Below are 15,803 nucleotides of genomic sequence, written 5' to 3' on the forward strand. Positions count from 1 at the left end.
CCGGGGCGGATCGGGTGCTCAGTTGGTTCGGCGGAGTGCGGCGGCCAGCTCACCCCAGAGGTGGGCGGTGGTCTCCACGCCCTTGAAAAGGAGGCCGAGCTCGACTTTCTCGTCGGGTGCGTGCCAGCCGTCGGACGGTACGGAAATGCCGAGGAAGAGGACGGGTGCGCCGAGCACGTCCTGAAGGTCGGCGGCGGGGCCGGAGCCCCCTTCGCGGGTGAAGAGGACCTGCTTGCCGAAGGCCCGCCCCATGGCCCGGGCCAGCGCCTGGAGGGCGGGGTGGTCGAGCGGGGTCAGGCAGGGGCGGGTCGCGGGCGCGAAGGTGATCCGGTGGCGGATCCCCTCCGGAATCCGGCCCTCGGCCCAGGTCCGTACGAGCTTCTCCACCCGGTCCGGTTCCTGGCCGGCGACCAGCCGGAAGCTGATCTTGACCAGGGCGGAGGCTGGAATGATCGTTTTGCTGCCGGCGCCCTGGTAGCCGCCGCCGATGCCGTTGACCTCGGCGGTGGGGCGCGCCCAGACGCGTTCGAGGGTGGTGTAGCCGTCCTCGCCCCGGGCGGCGGTGGACTTGGCGGTACGCAACCAGGTGGCCTCGTCGAAGGGCAGCTCGGCGAAGAGCGCGCGCTCGTCATCCGTGAGCTCGGCCACACCGTCGTAGAAGCCGGGGACGGCGACGCGGCCCTGCTCGTCGTGGAGAGCGGTGACCAGCCGGGCGACCTCGGTCGCGGGGTTGGGGACGGCGCCGCCGAACGATCCGGAGTGGATGTCCTGCTCGGGGCCGTACAGCTCGATCTCGCACTCGGCGAGGCCGCGCATGCCGGTGCAGACGGTCGGGGTGTCCTCGTCCCACATGCCGGTGTCGGAGACGATCACGGCGTCGGCGGCGAGGCGGTCGGCACGCTGCTCGACCAGGGCGCGGAAGTGCTGGGACCCGGACTCCTCCTCGCCCTCGATCAGCAGCTTGAGGTGGACGGCCGGGGTGGTGCGGCCGGTCGCGGCGAGGTGCGCGCGGACGCCGAGTGTGTGGAAGAACACCTGGCCCTTGTCGTCCGCTGCGCCCCTTCCGTACATCCGGCCGTCCCGGACGACCGGTTCGAACGGGTCGGTGTGCCAGCCGTCCTCGCGGGCGGCGGGCTGTACGTCGTGGTGGCCGTAGACCAGGACGACGGGGGCCTCGGGGTCGTCGGAGGGCCACTCGGCGAAGACGGCCGGGGCGCCGGGCGTCTCCCAGACCTCACAGACCGGGAATCCGGTCTCCCTGAGCTTGTCGGACAGCCATGCGGCGCTGCGCCGTACGTCCTCGGCGTGCTCCGGCTGGGCGGAGACGGAGGGGATGCGGAGCCATGCCGCGAGGTCGTCGAGGAAGGACTCGCGGTGCTGCTCGATGTACGGCTGGACGGCGCTGTCCGGGGTGTCGCTCATGCCATTGAGCCTAACGGGCCCGCGAAGGTGGCTCGTCCCGGAGCAGCCGCTCCAGCTCCGGACGGCCGGGCAGCGAGCGGGGCCGGACGGTCTCGCCGGTGCGTACGTAGAGGAAGGTCGCGGTCACGGAGTCGAGCGGCAGGTCGTGGAGTTCCGCCCAGGCGAGCCGGTAGACGGCGAGCTGGAGCGGGTCGGCGGTGCGGTGGCGGCTGGTCTTCCAGTCGACGATCTCGTGACTGCCGTCGTCGGCGCGGTAGACCGCGTCGATCCGGCCCCGTACGGTCCGCCCCGCGAGCGAGATCTGGAACGGGGTCTCGACCCGGTACGGGGTGCGGCGGGCGTACTCGGTCCGTTCGAACGCTTCCTTCAGCTCGGCGAGCTCGCGCTCGTCCGCGATGTCGATGTCGTTCTCGTCACGGTCCCCGCCGGGGAGTTCGTCGAGGCCGAGCATCGGCAGCGGGAGCTCCTCCCAGCGGGACTCGACCCAGGCGTGGAAGCGGGTGCCCCGGCGGGCGGCGGGCTGCGGCGGGCGGGGCATCGGGCGGGCGAGTTCGCGCGCGAAGGCGTCCGGGTCCTCGGCGAGGAGGAGGAGCTGGGTGGCGGAGAGCGAGGCGGGTACGACGACGTCCCGCACGGTGGCGCGGGCGCGCCGCAGCTCGCCGGCGAGGGCGTCGAGGTCGCGGTCCCAGGAGGCGAGGGTGCGGATCTCCTCGGGGGTCAGCCCGCTCTCGGGGGCCTCGCTCGGGGGGCGGGCGGCGGGGACGTACGGGAGGGGGCCGGCGGGTCCGGCCGTCTCGGCGGGGGCGTCGGCGGGGGCGTCGGCGGCCTGCGGACTCCCCTCGGGCCGGTCGGTGGCGAGGGAGTCCCGGTCGGTGGCGAGGGAGTCCCGGCCGGTGGCGAGGGAGCCCCGGTCGGTGGCGAGGGAGCCCCGGTCGGTGGCGAGGGAGCCCCGGCCGGTGGCGAGGGAGCCCCGGTCAGTGGCGAGGGAGCCCCGGTCAGTGGCGAGGGTGTCCCAGTCGTCCCAGTCCAGCTCTTCCTCGTACGGCTCCTCGTACGGCTCCCCGCCCTCCTCCCCCTCGACGGGTGCGGGCACCGGCTCCGGTCCGGCATGCGGCTGCCCTTCCGCGCCCGCCCAGGCGTCCAGGTGCGCGAGGACCGTGTCCCGGGCCGCGCGGCGGCGGGCGGTCGCGGTGGCGTCCAGGGGCAGCGGCCAGGCGATGTCGGCGTCCTGGGCGGCGAGCGCCGGGTTCTCCTCGTCGGCCTCCGGCTCCTCGGCCCAGACCTCGATCTCGCCGTACCCCGCGGCGCAGTGCTCGTACAGCGCGTCCAGGAACGCCGACGGGCCCCGGGTCTTCTTCTGCGAGGGGCCCCACCAGTGGCCGGAGCCGAGCAGCAGGGAGCGGGGGCGGGTGAAGGTGACGTAACCGAGGCGGAGTTCCTCGGTGTGCTGGTGCTCCTTCATCTCCTGCTGGTACGCCTTCAGCGCCTTGGCGTCGTAGGTGTCGAGCGCCGGGAGGGTGGCCGCGTCGCCGCGGAGGGCGTGCGGGAGCACCTGCGCCTGCGAGGTCCAGGATTCGCGGGCGCGGCTGCTGGGGAACTGGCCGGTGACCAGGCCGGGGACGGCGACCACGTCCCACTCCAGGCCCTTGGACTTGTGGGCGGTGAGCACCTTGACGGTGTTCTCGCCGCCGGGCAGGGCGTTGTCGAGGCCCTTCTCGTACTGGGCGGCGGTGCGCAGGAAGCCGAGGAAGGCGAGGAGGCTGGCCTCGCCGTCGAGGGAGGCGAAACCGGCCGCGATGTCGAGGAAGTTGGCGAGGGTCTCGCGTCGGCGGGCGGCGAGCGCGTGCGGGGAGGCGGACAGCTCGACTTCGAGGCCGGTGGTGGCGAGGACCCGGTGCAGGACGTCCATCAGCGGGTCGGCGAGCGAGCGGCGCAGGTCGCGGAGTTCGGCGGCGAGGCGGGCGAACCTGACGCGGGCCTCGGCGGAGAAGGGCAGTCCGTCGTCCTCGTCGCCGCCTTGGTCCAGGAAGGTGTCCAGGGCGTCGGCGAGCGAAACGACCTCGGCCGGGTCGGTGCCCTCGACGGCCTCGGCGAGCCGCAGGTCGGCGTCGGCGTCCCCGTCGCCGCCCGGTGAGGCGCGGTGGACGAGGTGGCGGGCCCGCCGGCCGAGCAGGGCGAGGTCGCGGGGGCCGATGCGCCAGCGCGGGCCGGTGAGCAGCCGGACGAGCGAGGCGTTGGCCCCGGGGTCCTGGAGGACCTGGCAGACGGCGACCAGGTCGGCGACCTCGGGGAGGTGGAGCAGCCCGGAGAGGCCGACGACCTCGACGGGGACGTCGCGGGCCACCAGGGCGGCCTGGATCTGCGGGAAGTCGGAGGCGGTGCGGCAGAGCACGGCGATCTCGGCGGGCTCGGTGCCGGTCCGCACGAGGTGGGCGAGGGAATCGCCGAGCCAGTCGATCTCCTCGGCGTGGGTACGGAGCAGGGCGCAGCGGACGATGCCGTCGTGTTCGGCCCCGGGGGCGGGGCGCAGCGCTTCGACGCCCTCGTGCCGGGCGCGCAGCGGTTCGGCGAGTCCGTTGGCGAGCTGGAGGAGGCGCCCTCCGCTGCGGCGGTTCTCGCTGAGGCTGTGGCGGGTGGCGGGGGTGCCGTCGGCGTGCGGGAAGTGGTGGGGGAAGTCGTCGAGGTTGGCGACGGAGGCGCCGCGCCAGCCGTAGATCGCCTGGCAGGGGTCGCCGACGGCGGTGACGGCGTGACCGGTGGTGCCCCCGGGGCCGTGGCCGAAGAGGGCCGAGAGGAGCAGCCGCTGGGCGACGGAGGTGTCCTGGTACTCGTCCAGGAGCACCACCCGGAACTCGTCGCGCAGCAGGGCTCCGACCTCGGGCCGGGTGAGGGCGAGCCGGGCGGAGAGGGCGATCTGGTCGCCGAAGTCGACGAGGTCCCTGCCGCGCTTGGCCTGCCGGTACCGCTCGGTGAGGGCGAGGAGTTCGCCCCGGGCCCTGGCGGTCTCGGGGAGTCTGCGCAGCTGTTCGTTGGAGAGCCTGGCGCCTTCGAGTGTGCGGAGGAGGCCGGTGTCGTACGCGGCGAGGGCCTCGGCCTCGACCAGGTGCTCGGCGAGCTCGGCGTCGAGCGCGAGGAGGTCGCCGACGAGGGTGGGGAAGGAGTGGGTGAGCGCCGGGTAGGGGCCCGGAGCGTCTCGCAGCACCCGGGCGGCGAGCTGGTAGCGGGTGGCGTCGGCGAGCAGCCGGGTGGTGGGTTCGAGCCCGATCCGCAGCCCGTGGTCGGTGAGCAGCCGGCCGGCGAAGGCGTGGTACGTGGAGATGCTCGGCTCGCCGGGCGGGTTGTCCGGGTCGATGGCGTCGGGGTCGGTGACCCCGGCGGCGATCAGGGCCTTGCGGACGCGTTCGGCGAGCTCGCCCGCGGCCTTGTTGGTGAAGGTGAGGCCGAGGACCTGTTCGGGGGCGACCTGGCCGGTGCCGACGAGCCAGACCACGCGGGCGGCCATCACGGTCGTCTTGCCGGAGCCGGCTCCGGCCACGATCACCTGCGGGGCGGGCGGCGCGGTGATGCAGGCCGTCTGCTCCGGGGTGAAGGGGATGCCCAGCAACTCCTTGAGCTGCTCGGGGTCGGTGAGACGTGAGGACACCCGAGAACGGTAACCGGGCGCGCCGACATCGTGTCGCGGACCGTGGCCACCGCCCCCGGGGCCGTGGGCACTCCGCCGAGCGGGCGCACGACCGCAGCCGTGGGGGCCGTACGTCACACGTGGCCGACGTCACGCCGGCCACGGTCACTCCACCACGTGGCGCCCCTCGGGCACACGTGGCCGACGTCACGCCGGCCACGGTCACTCCACCACGTGGCGCCCCTCGGGCTGGGCGCTGCAGGAGGCGCGGAAGGCGCAGTGGCCGCAGTGCGTGCCGGTGGTGGGGGTGAAGCGTTCGTCGAGGACGCGTCCGGCGGCGGTGGCGAGCAGGTCGGAGACCCACTCCCCGGCGAGCGGCTGCTGGGCCTGCACCTGGGGCGCGGTCTCGCCGCCCTCCTTCTTGGGGGCGGGGCGGCGCAGCTGGACGAGTTCGGCGCCGCCGGGTTCGGGCCGTCGGCCGTCGAAGACCTCGTCGACGGCGCCTTCGCGGACCGCCAGCTGGTAGACGGCGAGCTGCGGGTGGCGGGCCACCTCCTCCTTGGTGGGTGCCTGCTTGCCCGTCTTGAAGTCGACGACGTACGCCCGGTCCTCGGCGTCGCGTTCGACGCGGTCCATGGAACCCCGGATGCGGACGGCGTACTCCCCCGCCTCGAGGGTCACGTCGAAGCCGTGCTCCCCCGCGACGGGGGTACGGCCGGAGCGGTCCATGACGTGCCAGTGGAGGAAGCGTTCGAGGGCGGCGCGGGCCTGGCCCTTCTCCTGGTCGGATTTCCAGGGGGCGTCGAAGGCCAGGCCGTTCCAGACGGTGTCGAGCCGTTCCATCAGGACGTCCAGGTCGGCGGGGGTGCGTCCGGAGGCGACCTCGTCGGCGAGTACGTGCACCACGTTGCCGAAGCCCTGGGCGGCGGTGGCGGGGGCGTCGGCCTTGACCTCGCGGCCGAGGAACCACTGGAGCGCGCAGGTGTGGGCGAGCTGGTCGAGGGCGCTGCCGGACAGCACGACGGGCTGGTCCCGGTCGCGGAGCGGGACGGCGGACCGGGTCGGTTCGTCCAGGCCCCACCACCGGTGCGGGTGGGCGGCGGGAACCAGCGGGCGGTCCTCGTCGTCGGTGAGCGCGGCGAGCCGGGCGAGTCGCCGGGCGGCGGCCTCGCGCAGCGCGTCGGAGGCGGCGGGGTCCACGGTGGTGGCGCGCAGCTCGGCGACGAGGGAGGCCACGGCGAGCGGCCTGCGGGGGCGGCCGGTGACGTCGCGGGGCTCGACGCCCAGTTCGCCCAGGAACCGGGACGGCTGGTCGCCGTCGTCGGCGGGCGCCTTGACGGCGGTGACGATCAGGCGCTCGCGGGCGCGCGTCGCGGCGACGTAGAAGAGCCGGCGTTCCTCGGTGAGGAGCGCGCCGGGCGTCAGGGGTTCGGCGAGTCCGTCGCGGCCGATCCGGTCGGCTTCCAGCAGCGAGCCCCGGCGGCGCAGGTCGGGCCAGAGCCCTTCCTGGACTCCGGCGACCACGACGAGGCGCCACTCCAGGCCCTTGGAGCGGTGGGCGGTCATCAGGCGGACCGCGTCGGGCCGGGCGACCCGCCGCGACAGGGTGTCGGCGGCGATGTCCTGGGCGTCCACCTCTTCCAGGAAGTTGAGCGCCCCGCGCCCGCCGGTGCGTTCCTCGGCTCGGGCCGCCGTCTCGAAGAGGGCGCACACGGCGTCCAGGTCGCGGTCGGCGTTGCGCCCGCCCGCGCCCCCGCGCAGCGCAGCGCGCTCCAGGCGGCTGGGCCAGGGGGTGCCGTTCCAGAGGGTCCAGAGCGCTTCCTCGGCGGTGCCTCCCTCCTGGAGGAGGGTCCGGGCCCTGGCCAGCAGGGTGCCGAGGCGCTGGGCGCCCCGGGCGTGGGAGGGGTCGTGGGTGGCGAGGCGCTCGGGTTCGGCGAGGGCCAGCGCGAGCAGCTCGCCGGAGGACGGCGGTACGCGGTTGCCCGCGGCCCGCTCGTCGTCGCGCAGGGCCCGGCCGAGGCGGCGCAGGTCGGCGGCGTCCATGGCGCCGAGCGGGGAGGTGAGCAGGGTGAGGGCGGTCTCCTCGTCCAGCACCCCCTTCGCCGGACCGGTCGCGGCCTCCGCGTCGGTGTCGTCGGCCGACGGCTGCCGCAGCGCGGCCTCGGCCACCGCGCGCAGGGCGGTCAGCAGCGGGGCGACGGCGGGCTCGTGGCGGAGCGGGAGGTCGTCGCCGTCGACCTCCAGCGGCACCCCGGCGGAGGTCAGCGCCCGGCGCACGGAGGGCATCGAGCGCCCGCCGGCGCGTACCAGCACCGCCATCTCGTTCCACGGCACGCCGTCCTCCAGGTGGGCGCGGCGCAGCAGGTCGGCGATGTTGTCTAGCTCGGTGGAGGCGGTCGGGTAGGTGTACACCTCGGCCTGGCCGCCGTCGCGGGCCGCGGAGAGTTCGCGGTGGGCCCGGACCTTGTCGGCGGGCAGCCGGGTGAGCGGCATCCGGCGGGTGAGCAGCCGGGTCGCGGCGAGCAGGCCGGCGCCGGAGCGGCGCGAGGTGGTGAGGACGCCGACCGGCGCGGGGGCCCCGTCCGCGCGCCGGAAGGCGTCGGGGAAGTCGAGGATGCCGTTCACGTCGGCGCCCCGGAAGGCGTAGATGGACTGGTCCGGGTCGCCGAACGCGATCAGCGTCCGGCCGCCGCCCCGCGCCTCTCCGCCCCCCGCCTGTCCGCCCGGGACCACTCCGCCCCGTCCGCCCCCGCCCGTGGCGGGGCCCGCGCCCGCCGGCGTACGCCCCACGCGGTTGCCGGCCAGCGCGTGCAGGAGCCGCACCTGGGACGGGTCGGTGTCCTGGTACTCGTCGACGTAGACGGCGTCGTACTCCCCCGCCAGCCGCTCCGCGACCTCGGGGCGTTCGGCGAGCAGGACCGCGCGGTGCACCAGTTCGGCGTAGTCGAGGACGCCCTGCGCGTCCAGCACGTCCAGGTACTCCGCGAGGAACTGGGCCGCCGCGCCCCAGTCGGGGCGGCCGGTGCGGCGGGCGAAGTCGGCCAGGGCGTCCGCATCGAGGCCCAGCTCACGGCTGCGGGCCAGGACGGCGCGCACCTCGTCGGCGAAGCCGCGGGTGGTCAGGCAGGCCCGCAGTTCGTCGGGCCAGCGGACGCGGGCGCGGCCGGACTTCTCCAGGTCGACCTGGCCCGCCAGCAGTTCGCGGACGGTGACGTCCTGTTCGGGCCCGGAGAGCAGGCGCAGCGGATCGGCGAAGAGGTCGGCGTCCTGGTGGGCGCGGACCAGGGCGTAGCAGTACGAGTGGAAGGTGGTGGCCTGCGGGCCGCGCGCGGCGCCGAGCCGGGCCGCCATCCGGTCGCGCAGTTCGACCGCGGCCTTGCGGCTGAAGGTGAGCACGAGGATCCGGGCCGGGTCCGTACCGGCGGCCACCCGCGCGGCGACGGACTCCACGAGCGTCGTGGTCTTGCCCGTTCCGGGTCCGGCGAGCACCAGGAGCGGTCCGCCCGGGTGATCAACCACCGCGCGCTGCGCGGCGTCCAGCACAGGGGGCTCCACCGTCCCGGGGGGCGTGCGCACCAGCCGGTACGCGCCCGGCGCCCGCCGTCGCGTTTCGCGGGGCGGGTCGTGCCGGGTGGTGGAGGAGGAGCTCACTGGTTCGCCGGTCCTGTCGGTGGTGCGCTGACTGGTGGTGCGCCGGTTGGTGGTGCTCCGGCTGGTGGTGCTCCGGCACGTGATGCGCCGGCTGGTGGTGCTCCGGCACATGACGCCGGGTCGTGGTGCGGGCTGGTGGCGACCGGCCGGGGGCGGTCTCGGGGCGGGTCGGGAGAGGTACGGAGAGGTACGCGGATGGAAGCGGTGCGGCAGGGGCTCGGGTCCGCGTCGGGCATCGACGCTACGCCAGTGGGGGCGCGGGCGGACGCGGGTCCGCTGCGTCGCTCGTCACGTGTGCGGTTCGTGCCGGCTCGCCCGGGGTGTCCCCGGCCCCGTGCGGCCCGTCCGGCGACGCGTGGGATACGGGACCGGAGGAGGGCGGCTGCCGGGCTCCGATGGCCGAAGCTGTCAGGTGTGAGCTTCCTCGCCCCTGTCCGGTCCGGCGGTCCCGCCGGACTCCCCGGTCCCGCCGTCCCACCGCGCGCGCCGCATGTCGATCCGCGGCAGATGCCCCTCCGCCGACCGGGCGGCACCGCGCAGCGGGGTGCCCTCGTCGCGGTAGTGGGCCAGCGCGCGGAGTTCATGGCCGGGCAGGAGCGTGCCGTCCGACCGGACGACCCGCCACCAGGGCACCGCGGAGCCGTGGAGCGCCATCGCCCGGCCGACCTGACGCGGTCCGCCGTCGCCCAGCCACTCGGCGACGTCGCCGTAGGTCATGACGTGGCCGGGCGGGATCAGGTCGGCGACGTCGAGGACCCGCTCGGCGTACTCGGGGAGCTCCGCGGGGGCCTGGGCTGCCGGAGCGCCGACGGTGTCGCCGTCCGCCGACGGACGGCGGGAGGCGCCGTCGCCCACACGGTCGTTCACACCGTCGTCCGCGTCGCCGTGCCGGGGCGTCCGGTCCTGTCTCATCCGTCCCATCTTGCCGTACGCCACCGACATCGGGGCGCCCGTACGGACCTCCCGGCAGGGGGCGCGCGGACCGCGCCGGCCGGGAACGCGCGCCCGTGCAAAGGAGCGAATCCTCCCCCTCGCGCGCGCGGGCAATGCACCCTGATGGCTCCGTGTGTCCTCCCGCCGTGCCACCATCGTGCGGGCGGTGACCGGTGATACGAGAACACGAAGATCGACCAGATGCGACGAAGGAGCAGGGCGTGCAGCCATCCCGGGCGGCGGACGCCTCCGATGCCGACTCGCAGCCAGGCGGCTCCGGCTCCACGCCGGACCCCACCGGTGACCCCACCCGTACGGAGAAGGCCGCAGCCACCGGCGAGGCGCCCGGGGAAGCCCCCGACGGCCCCCCGCGCCCGACGGGCTCGACGCGTGCGGGCACCGGCGAAGGGCCCACCGAACGCGTCTCGGGCGACGAGCCGCTGCTCGCCGCCCGGGTACACCGCCCGTCCGACCTGCTGCGGCTGCTCGTCGGCGTGCTCGCCATCGCGGTACTGCTGGCCGTCGCCGCCTTCGCCCAGGGCACCACGACGGGCCTGGAGGACGACATCCCCCGGGGCACCGAGCAGGCGCCCGATCTGCTGATCAAGATCGCCGGGCTGGTGTCCAGCATCGCGGTGCTGCTCGTCCCGGTCGCCTTCGCCATCGAGCGTCTGATCAAACGCGACGGGCTGCGCATCGCGGACGGGGTGCTCGCCGCCGTGCTCGCGCACGGGGTGACGCTCGCCACCGATCTCTGGGTCTCCCGCTCCGCCCCCGGCTCGATCCAGGACGCGCTGACCCAGCAGCAGCCCGGTCACGCCCTGACCGACCCGGTGCACGGCTACCTCGCGCCCGTCATCGCGTACATGACGGCGGTGGGCATGGCGCGGCGCCCGCGCTGGCGGGTCGTGCTCTGGGTGGTACTGCTGCTGGACGCGTTCGCCATGCTGGTGGGCGGGTACACCACCCCGTTCTCGATCGTCCTCACCGTGCTGATCGGCTGGACCGTCGCGTACGGAACGCTGTACGGGGTCGGCTCCCCGAACGTCCGGCCCACCGGCCAGCACCTGATGGCCGGTCTGCGGCACGTCGGTTTCCGGCCGGTCGCCGCGCTGCGCGCCGAGGAGGCGCCCGAGAACCCGGACCAGACCGACCGGGGGCGGCGCTACCGGGTCACCCTGGAGGACGGCCCGCCGCTCGACGTGACGGTGGTGGACCGGGAACAGCAGGCCCAGGGGTTCTTCTACCGGGCCTGGCGGCGGATCACGCTGCGCTCCATCACCCAGCGGCGTTCCATCCAGTCGCTGCGCCAGGCCCTGGAACAGGAGGCGCTGCTCGCGTACGCGGCCATCGCGGCGGGGGCGAACGCTCCGAAGCTGATCGCCACCTCCGAGCTCGGCCCGGACGCGGTGATGCTGGTGTACGAGCACATCGGCGGCCGGTCGCTGGACGCCCTGGAGGACGCGGAGATCACCGACGAGCTGGTGCGCGGCGCCTGGGAGCAGGTCCGGTCGCTCCAGTCGCGGCGGATCGCGCACCGCCGGCTCGCGGGGGACGCGATCCTGGTGGACGACGAGGGCGAGGTGTACGTCACCGATCTGCGTGGCGGTGAGATCGCGGCCGGTGACCTGATCCTGCGGATGGACGTGGCCCAGTTGCTGACCACGCTCGGTCTGCGGGTCGGGGCCGAGCGGTCGGTGGCCGGGGCGCTCGCCGTGCTGGGGCCGGACGCGGTGGCCGGGTGTCTGCCGCTGCTCCAGCCGATCGCGCTGACCCGCTCCACCCGGGCGACCCTGCGCAGGCTCGCCCGCGAACGCGCGCAGCGGGAGCGCGAGGCGGCGTTGGAGGCCTCGGACGCGGCCCGCCGGGACCGTGCGGAGTCCGCTTCCTCCACGGTGGCCTCCCCCGCGGACCGGAAGACGGAGCGGAAGTCCGAACGCAGGACGCAGCGTACGGAGAAGCAGGCCGAGAAGCGGGCTCTGGACGATGCGCGGGAGGAGGCCCGCGAGGAGGACCTGCTCACCCAGATCCGCCGCCAGGTGCTGCTGATCCGCCCGCAGGCCCCGGTCGAACCGGTCCGGCTGGAGCGCATCAAGCCGCGCACCCTGCTGAGCTTCATCGCCGGGTCCATCGCCGCGTACTTCGTGATCTCGCAGATCACCCAGGCCGACTTCGGCACGGTGGTGGAGCAGGCCGAGTGGGGCTGGGTGGCGGCGGCGCTGGGCTTCTCGGCGCTGAGTTACGTGGCCGCCGCGATGAGCCTGCTGGGCTTCGTGCCCGAGCGGGTGCCGTTCCGGCGCACGGTGCTGGCCCAGGTGGCCGGGTCGTTCGTGAAGATCGTGGCTCCGGCGGCGGTCGGCGGCGTGGCGCTGAACACCCGCTTCCTCCAGCGTCAGGGGGTGCGGCCCGGTCTCGCGGTCGCGAGCGTGGGCGCCTCGCAGCTGTTCGGGCTGGGCTGCCACATCCTGCTGCTGGCCCTGTTCGGGTATCTGACGGGTACCGAGAAGACGCCGGACTCGCTGACCCCGTCCCGTACGGTCATCGCCGGGCTGCTCACGGTCGCGGTGCTGGTGCTGGTGGTGACGGCCATCCCGTTCCTGCGGAAGTTCGTGGTGACGCGGGTGCGGTCGCTGTTCGCCGGGGTCGTGCCGCGCATGCTGGACGTGGTGCAGCGCCCGCAGAAGCTGGCCACCGGCATCGGCGGGATGCTCCTGCTGACGGTGCTGTTCGTGCTCTGCCTGGACGCGTCGGTCCGGGCGTTCAGCGGGCCGGACGTGCCGACACTGTCGTACGCGAGCGTCGCGGTGGTCTTCCTCGCGGGCAACGCCCTGGGCTCGGCGGCGCCCACGCCGGGCGGCATGGGCGCGGTGGAGGGTGCGCTGACGATCGGCCTCATCGCGGTCGGGCTGCCCAAGGAGGTCGCGGCTCCGGCGGTGCTGCTCTTCCGCGTGATGACGCTCTGGCTGCCGGTGCTGCCGGGCTGGCTCTGCTTCAACCAGCTGACGCGCCGGGGCCAGCTGTAGCCGGGTGTGTACGGCGCCGGGAGCGGTGTGGGTACCGCTCCCGGCGGCGGGCGGTACTCACGGCCCCACTACCGTGGCCGCACACATGTCGTGCCGGGGCGATCCACCGCTCTGGGCATCGGGGAGGACGACACCATGCTCATGCACCCACGCGCCCGCCGTGTCACGGCTCTGGCGGGGGCGGCGCTGCTCACCGCGGTCGCGCTCGCGGGCTGCGACGGCTCCACGGAGGCCGCGCCCTCGGACAAGGGCAGCGCGGCGGCAGCGACTCCGGCCGCCTCCGCGACCGCCACACCCGAACCGGCCTCCACCGCACTGCCGGTCGCGCTCACCTCGCAGAAGGCCGAGTGGACGAAGTGCGAGGCCCCCGAGGGCGGCGAGGCACCCGGCAGCCGCTGGCGGTGCGCCACCGTCCAGGTGCCGCTGGACTACCGGAAGCCGGCCGGGGACACGATCGGCATCGCTCTGATCAAGCGTCAGGCGACGTCCACCGGACGGCGGATCGGTTCGCTGCTCTTCAACTTCGGCGGTCCGGGCGGCTCCGGGGTGAGCATCCTTCCCCAGGCGGCGACCGCGTACGGGAAGCTCAACTCCCGTTACGACCTGGTGGGCTTCGACCCGCGCGGCGTCGCGGCCAGCGAGGGCGTGGACTGCCGGAGCGACGGTGCGACCGAAGCGGCCCTCAAACGCGTCGACATGACCCCGGACACGCCTGCGGAGGAGGCGGCGTTCCTGAAGGACGGCGCGGACATGGGCGCCGGCTGCGAGAAGGGCTCCGGGAAGGTCCTGCCGTACCTGACGACCACGAACACCGCCCGCGACATGGACCTGATCCGCCAGGTGCTCGGTGACCGGAAGCTGTACTACTTCGGCATGTCGTACGGCACGGAGCTGGGTGGTACGTACGCCCATCTCTTCCCGGAGAACGTCGGCCGGGTGGTGCTCGACGCGGTCGTGGACCCCACGGCGGACACGCTCGGGCACGCCCGGAACCAGGCGACGGGCTTCCAGCGCGCGCTGGAGAACTACCTCCAGGACCGGGGCGAGGACCCGGAGGCGGGGAGCGCGCGCATCGCCCGGCTGCTCGCGAAGCTGGACAAGGACCCGCTGCCGACCGACTCGGGCCGCATGCTCAGCGAGTCGCTCGCCGTCACCGGCATCGTGGCTCCCCTCTACTCGCAGGGCAACTGGCCGACGCTGACGCAGGCGCTCGACGAGGCGGAGAACAACGGCACCGGCAACACACTGCTCGCGCTCGCCGATTCGTACAACGGCCGGGACGGTAACGGGCACTACGACACGATGTCGCAGTCCCAGCGGGCCATCTCCTGCGCGGACAGCACCGCGCGGCCGACCGCCGACGAGGCCCGGGCGCTGCTGCCGGAGTTCCGGAAGCTCTCGCCGGTCTTCGGCCCGTTCCTCGCCTGGGACACCGCCGGCTGGTGCGCGGACTGGCCGGTGGCCGGGGAGCACGACACCCCGGAGACGAGCGCCCCGGGGGCGGCGCCGATCCTGGTGATCGGGACGACCGGCGACCCGGCGACCCCGTACGAAGGTGCGAAGCGGATGGCGGACGAACTCGGCAAGGGCGTCGGCGTGATGCTCACCAACAAGGGTGAGGGCCACGGCTCCTACGGCAACGGCACCTGCGTGACCGCGAAGACGGACGCCTACTTCCTGGACGGGAAGGTCCCGGCGGACGGCTCGGTCTGCTCGTCCTGACGGGCCGACGGTACGGCGCGGCACCGTCCGGTCGAACCGGGACCGGACACGCGTCACGGTCGGGAAGAAGCAGCCGTGCCACGACGAGCACGACGTCCACGGCGAGCCGAAGCCGTGCCACGGGAAGGGCGGCTGCCGCATGAGGTGAGGCCCTGTGAGGCAGCCCTGAAACGAAGGACGGGCACCCGCCACCTGGTGGCGGGTGCCCGTCCGCTGTGCGGGGGCCTGCGGGAAAGGCCTAGTACACCGGCTTCGACGGCTCGATCTGGTTGACCCAGCCGATGACGCCGCCGCCCACGTGCACCGCGTCGGCGAAGCCCGCCGACTTGAGGACCGCGAGGACCTCCGCGCTGCGGACACCGGTCTTGCAGTGCAGGACGATGCGCTTGTCCTGCGGCAGGCCCTGGAGGGCGTTGCCCATCAGGAACTCGTTCTTCGGGATCAGCTTGGCGCCCGGGATCGAGACGATCTCGTACTCGTTCGGCTCGCGGACGTCGATGATCTCGATCTTCTCGTCGGCGTCGATCCACTCCTTGAGCTGCTTGGGAGTGATCGTGGAGCCGAGCGCCGCCTCCTGCGCCTCCTCGGACACGACGCCGCAGAAGGCCTCGTAGTCGATGAGCTCGGTGACGGTCGGGTTCTCGCCGCAGACCGCGCAGTCGGGGTCCTTGCGCACCTTGACCTGGCGGTACTGCATCTCCAGCGCGTCGTAGATCATCAGACGGCCGACGAGCGGGTCGCCGACACCGGCGAGCAGCTTGATGGCCTCGGTGACCTGGATGGAGCCGATGGACGCGCAGAGCACGCCCAGCACCCCGCCCTCGGCGCAGGAGGGGACCATGCCCGGCGGGGGCGGCTCCGGGTAGAGGCAGCGGTAGCAGGGGCCGTGCTCCGACCAGAAGACGGACGCCTGCCCGTCGAACCGGTAGATGGAGCCCCAGACGTACGGCTTGTTCAGCAGTACGGCCGCGTCGTTGACCAGATAGCGGGTGGCGAAGTTGTCCGTGCCGTCCACGATCAGGTCGTACTGGGCGAAGATCTCCAGCACGTTCTCGGCTTCGAGCCGCTCCTCGTGCAGGATCACGTTCACGTACGGGTTGATGCCCAGCACCGAGTCCTTGGCCGACTGGGCCTTGGAGCGGCCGATGTCGGCCTGGCTGTGGATGATCTGACGCTGCAGGTTCGACTCGTCGACCTCGTCGAACTCCACGATGCCGAGCGTGCCGACACCAGCGGCGGCCAGGTACATCAGGGCGGGCGAGCCGAGGCCGCCGGCGCCGACACAGAGCACCTTCGCGTTCTTCAGCCGCTTCTGTCCGTCCATCCCGACGTCCGGGATGATCAGGTGGCGGGAGTACCTGCGGACCTCATCGACGGTGAGCTCCGCAGCGGGCTCGACCAAGGGTGGCAGCGACACAGGAACCTCAACA

The 15,803-nt window shown here is 74.0% G+C and carries 7 protein-coding genes; 2 read left to right on the plus strand and 5 right to left on the minus strand.

The genetic code is table 11. The annotated features are described in order from the left end of the window. Window positions 1-18 precede the first annotated feature (18 nt). The 4 genes from ACFZAX_RS21295 to ACFZAX_RS21310 form a co-directional block, all read right to left on the minus strand. The gene (locus tag ACFZAX_RS21295) at window positions 19-1,422 is read right to left on the minus strand and encodes a dipeptidase (protein WP_390963404.1); all 1,404 of its coding nucleotides are present in this window, start codon (window positions 1,420-1,422) and stop codon (window positions 19-21) included. A 10-nt stretch (window positions 1,423-1,432) separates the two neighbouring features. Beyond that, entirely contained in the window at window positions 1,433-5,065 is a 3,633-nt protein-coding gene (locus ACFZAX_RS21300; RefSeq protein WP_390963405.1) for a UvrD-helicase domain-containing protein, read from the minus strand. A 201-nt stretch (window positions 5,066-5,266) separates the two neighbouring features. Next, window positions 5,267-8,695 carry a UvrD-helicase domain-containing protein gene (locus ACFZAX_RS21305; RefSeq protein WP_390963629.1) on the minus strand — a complete coding sequence of 1,143 codons (3,429 nt, stop codon included), beginning with the start codon at window positions 8,693-8,695 and terminating at the stop codon, window positions 5,267-5,269. Between the two features lie 408 nt (window positions 8,696-9,103). Continuing rightward, complete coding sequence (locus ACFZAX_RS21310) at window positions 9,104-9,607, minus strand: MGMT family protein (protein WP_390963406.1); 504 nt, start codon at window positions 9,605-9,607, stop codon at window positions 9,104-9,106. Window positions 9,608-9,849: 242 nt separating this feature from the next. On the opposite strand from ACFZAX_RS21310, the gene ACFZAX_RS21315 reads away from it, so the two are divergent. Beyond that, the gene (locus ACFZAX_RS21315; protein ID WP_390963407.1) at window positions 9,850-12,651 is read left to right on the plus strand and encodes a lysylphosphatidylglycerol synthase domain-containing protein; all 2,802 of its coding nucleotides are present in this window, start codon (window positions 9,850-9,852) and stop codon (window positions 12,649-12,651) included. A 135-nt stretch (window positions 12,652-12,786) separates the two neighbouring features. Then, window positions 12,787-14,373, plus strand: a complete 1,587-nt coding sequence (locus ACFZAX_RS21320) for an alpha/beta fold hydrolase (RefSeq protein ID WP_390963409.1) — start codon at window positions 12,787-12,789, stop codon at window positions 14,371-14,373. Between the two features lie 238 nt (window positions 14,374-14,611). Here ACFZAX_RS21320 and moeZ read toward each other — a convergent pair whose 3' ends face one another. Then, a complete protein-coding gene (moeZ, locus tag ACFZAX_RS21325) occupies window positions 14,612-15,790 on the minus strand; it encodes an adenylyltransferase/sulfurtransferase MoeZ (RefSeq protein WP_390963410.1) in 1,179 nt (392 codons plus the stop codon). Window positions 15,791-15,803: the final 13 nt, after the last annotated feature.

This window comes from Streptomyces sp. NPDC008125, assembly GCF_042957125.1.
Lineage (GTDB): Bacteria > Actinomycetota > Actinomycetes > Streptomycetales > Streptomycetaceae > Streptomyces.